General features: G+C 69.3%; 5 protein-coding genes and 1 pseudogene. All 6 read right to left on the bottom strand.

The genetic code is table 11. From position 1 onward, the window contains the following. Positions 1–995 (bottom strand): right-handed parallel beta-helix repeat-containing protein (locus E2K76_RS20010; RefSeq protein WP_136686194.1); only part of this gene is annotated, 995 nt, incomplete at its 3' end. 23 nt (positions 996–1,018) lie between these two features. Next, on the bottom strand, positions 1,019–1,348 hold the full coding sequence (locus tag E2K76_RS20015) for a hypothetical protein (protein WP_136686195.1): 330 nt from the start codon (positions 1,346–1,348) through the stop codon (positions 1,019–1,021). Next, positions 1,345–1,881 (bottom strand): hypothetical protein, encoded by a 537-nt coding sequence (locus E2K76_RS20020; protein WP_136686196.1) that lies wholly within the window; start codon positions 1,879–1,881, stop codon positions 1,345–1,347. The genes E2K76_RS20015 and E2K76_RS20020 overlap by 4 nt, the downstream gene beginning before the upstream one ends. Before the next feature lie 69 nt (positions 1,882–1,950). Next, positions 1,951–2,394, bottom strand: a pseudogene (locus tag E2K76_RS21180) (glycine-rich domain-containing protein); the annotation flags it as partial. Further along, entirely contained in the window at positions 2,349–3,362 is a 1,014-nt protein-coding gene (locus E2K76_RS21090) for a glycine-rich domain-containing protein (protein ID WP_136686197.1), read from the bottom strand. The pseudogene E2K76_RS21180 and the gene E2K76_RS21090, both read right to left, overlap by 46 nt. 2 nt (positions 3,363–3,364) lie before the next feature. Further along, positions 3,365–3,634, bottom strand: a 270-nt coding sequence (locus E2K76_RS20030; protein ID WP_220432325.1) for a hypothetical protein, incomplete at its 5' end; no start/stop codon positions are given.

Genomic DNA, 3,634 nt, shown 5'->3' on the forward strand with positions numbered 1-3,634 from the left:
CCGCTGCTGTCCTCGATCATGGTCGTGACGTTGCGTGAGACGGTCGCCCCTCTCGGCGTCCAGTGCGGCTGATCGTCATGCTTCCCGAAGCGGATGCGCGCGACGTTGAATCCCTTCACCGGCAGGACGATGTTCTCGGCCACCGTAAACCGCTCCGGTGCCGATTTCGCCGCGATCGCGTTCACCATCGACAGACGGATGAGGTTGTGCCGGATCGAGAAGTCGGTGAAGTCGCCCGCGCCGTCGCCGATGAAGACGCCCTGCGCCGGGGCTGCCGTGCCAGCCCTGCCCGTCGCCAGCACCGTCACCTCCTTGTCGGTGGCGTCGTCGTGCATCAGGTTCTGCTCGATGACGATGTGCTTCGGCCCGGTCGCCTCTTTCGGAAGTCCAAATATCTGAAGGTGATCGCCATGCATCGGCTTGGCGGCGCGGTTGTCCAAGAAGACGTTGCCCCGCACTTCGCCGTCATGGCTGTCGCCCGAGATCCGCATCGTATCCTCGCGCGCGCGCTCCATGATGTTGCCGATGACGCGGAAGTTCGTGGCCCGAAGCAGCCGAAGCGGGAAATGACCGTCATGCAGCCAGCACCGCTCCACCGTTGCGCCATCAGCGCTTTCGATCAGCAGCTGCTCTGCCTCGCAATGCAGGAAGGTGGCGGCGTCGAAGGCCTTCGCCTCCAGATAGGTGGCCTTCACATGCTGCAGCACCACGCCCTTGCCGCGCGCCTTCCAGTGAGGCGTGCCAAGCTTCACGCTGCCGAAGGTGCCGCCGATGATCGTCACGGGGTCCGCCCACTGCCGCTTGATCTCCAGCGAACCGAAGTCGTCATCGGCGAGGCGGAAGATCTCGCCGCCCGTCGCGCCCGCCAATGCTGCATCCAGCGCAGCCCGGTTCGCGATCGCGATCCCCGGCAGCGGGACCGGCGGTGCGTCGCCTTGAACCCACCCCATCGTCTCGCCCAGCGCCAGCCAGCGCTCTTTCCCGATATCGTTCATTGCCGTCTCCTTGCTGCGCGCGATCAGGCGATCTGTTCCGCGATGTTGATCTGAAGGTATCCGTCATTCGGCACGGTTTCGATGGCGCCGTCGTCATAGGTGATCTCGAACTCTGCCCGGTAGGTGCCCGCCTTGGCGGTGTCAGCCGCCTTCCACGGATAGACAGCGGCAACTTCGTCGCCCTCGCCCGTGATCAGGCAGGGCTGCCGGTCCACGACCGTGACGCCGTTCCGCGCCATGGAGAACAGAACCGTCGCCCCGGCCAGAGGGATCACATTGCCCGCCCCGTCGAAGAATTGCCGCCGGATCGCCGGGCTGGTATCGCCCTGCTTGATAAAGAACTGGTCGCTCATGTTTCCCTCGTGCTGCGGCGGCCATCATTGCCTGCCGTGGTTCTTCGCCCCGCCAGCCCGTCGGTGACGGATCGGCTTTGACCCACCGTTGCGATCCGGCCCCGGATAGTGATTGGCGCGTCAATGACGGTGGCGAAGCCCGATGCCATGAGCCTTGCCCGCGCAGACCCCATGGCAACGATCCGCAGGCCGGACAGCCCGCCCGCGCCAAGGTCGATCCCGGCCCTGCCGCGCGCGCCGATCGAAAGGCCCACCGCGCCGCCCGCCGCGGCTTCGAAAACCGCCCCCGCCAGCGCGGGGATACGCAGCCCAGCGGCACCGGCTGCCCGAACCAAGGCCGATGCCGAACCCGCCGCTTCGATGCGAATGCCAGCGGCCCCTTTCGCCGCCAGCGCCGCGACCGCCCGACCCCGCGCGGGAATGGCGACCTGCGCCCGCCCGCCGCCGCCGAGGATCAGTGCGGCCCCGCCCGCCGCCGGAACAACCTCCGGCGCGGCACCAGCCCGCCAGCGGAGTTCGATCACGCCATCCATGGCGCTGCCCGGCGGGTGGCCGGTGTTGCCGTTGTTCGGCCCGCCGTTCGCGCCCGACCCCGGCCCACCCCATTCAGGAGGCGCAGAGGCCCCGCCGGACTGGCCGCCGGTCGCATACCAAACCGGCGTGCCGTAGAAGTTGATCAGCAGACCCGGACCGGGTGTGTAAGGCGCGCCGGCACCGCCCGCGCCGCCCCCGGCACCGGGGCTGTTCGGAATGCTCGTTCCGCCATCATAGCCCTGACCAGGCGTGCCCAGACCAGCTGCGTATCCTCGGTTGCCACCGCCGCCCGATCCGCCATTGCCGCCGGGAGAGATGGTATTCGTCCGCGGAGAGCCGCCCCTCCCGCCGCCTATGGCAGTCAGGCTGAAGGAGGTTGTGTCGCCGCCGCTGGTGGCCGGTGCAGTATTGGTTGCCGATTGCGTTCCACCGCTTCCGACCGCAATGGGATAGACAGTGCCCGCCGTCAGCGTGGTCGTGCCGCGCAGCAGACCGCCCGCGCCGCCCCCGCCCGTGTTGGNCGCAGCAGACCGCCCGCGCCGCCCCCGCCCGTGTTGGCCGCCTGATAGTAAGGCGCGCCGCCGCCGCCCGCGACCAGCAGATATTCCACATCCACCGGGATCAAGGGCTTCAAAGATGTGAGGCCAGCCGAAGCCGGTATGGTCATCCCCTTGTAAGGCACGCCGTCGATCGTCTCCGACCAGAACGTCGCGCCGGGATGGTCTGCGGCCAAGAATGGATCGGTAATCTCGTAGCGGACGATGACGATGCCGTTCTGCGCCGCGCCGAAGCCGCTGCTGCCTCCGTCGCCACCCGCGCCGGGGTTCGTTGCACCCTCCGGCACTGCCGGTAGCGCAGGCCCGCTGCCGCGCCCGCCCGTGCCGTAAACCCTCAGCGTGCCGTCGAAGTTGATTGATCGCCCCGGCCCTGCCGCGCCACCAAGGCCAACAGACCCGCCGACACCCGCACCGCCAGCCCCGCCCCCGCCGCCGCTGGCGCGCTGCGTGATGGTGCCGCCGAAGCCACGCCCGCCCGCAAAGCCGGGATTGCCAGCGCCGCCTGCAAGGTTCGGCACCGCAGCCCCGCCGGAGCCACCACCGCCACCACCATTGCCGCCGTCGCCGCCGACTGCCGCGCTCGGCCCGCCAGCCCCGCCGCCGGGCGCCGTCAGCCCGACGGCACGAGACGGATTGCCGACCGTCGAAGCCGTTGCCGACGACGCGACACCCACCTCGATCGTATAGATGCCGGGCTGGACCTGAACCGTATCGACCCGGACCCAGCCACCGCCGCCCCCGCCGCCACGCGATCCGCCCGTGCCCCCTGTGCCACCCGCGCCAACCAGCAGCACCTCCAGCGCCATCGCCGAGGTGATGGCCAGCGCGGACGAAACAGCCGTGAACCGACCGAGCCGATACCACTTGCCGTCAATCTGGACGGTGGACCAGACCCCGCCGGATGCCGCCTCGTTGACGGCCATGATCAGGCGCCCGAGGCCGTGATGCTGAAGCTCTGCGGCTCGATCTTCTCACCGCCGACGAAATCGGTGCGGACCAGCGCGAGTGAATTGGCGGGCGCTGCCGCCCCTTGGACGACATCGCCAGACCAGATCACCGCCCCGCCCGAGTTGCGCGCTTCGTAGCGCGTGACGGTGCCGGCCGAAGCGGTGCCGCTGGCGATGGCGTTGGCAAGCGCAGTGCCGTCGGTCGGCGCGGCAAATGCGGTGGCTGCCATCGCCAGATCCGCGACGGT

It is taken from the genome of Falsirhodobacter xinxiangensis (genome assembly GCF_004959935.1).
In the GTDB taxonomy this organism is placed as follows: domain Bacteria; phylum Pseudomonadota; class Alphaproteobacteria; order Rhodobacterales; family Rhodobacteraceae; genus Falsirhodobacter; species Falsirhodobacter xinxiangensis.

Excerpts from the sequence above, each read along its gene's own strand:
- E2K76_RS20020 (WP_136686196.1), bottom strand. The coding sequence starts at position 1,881 with ATGGATGGCGTGATCGAACTCCGCTGGCGGGCTGGTGCCGCGCCGGAG.
- E2K76_RS20015 (WP_136686195.1), bottom strand. The coding sequence starts at position 1,348 with ATGAGCGACCAGTTCTTTATCAAGCAGGGCGATACCAGCCCGGCGATC.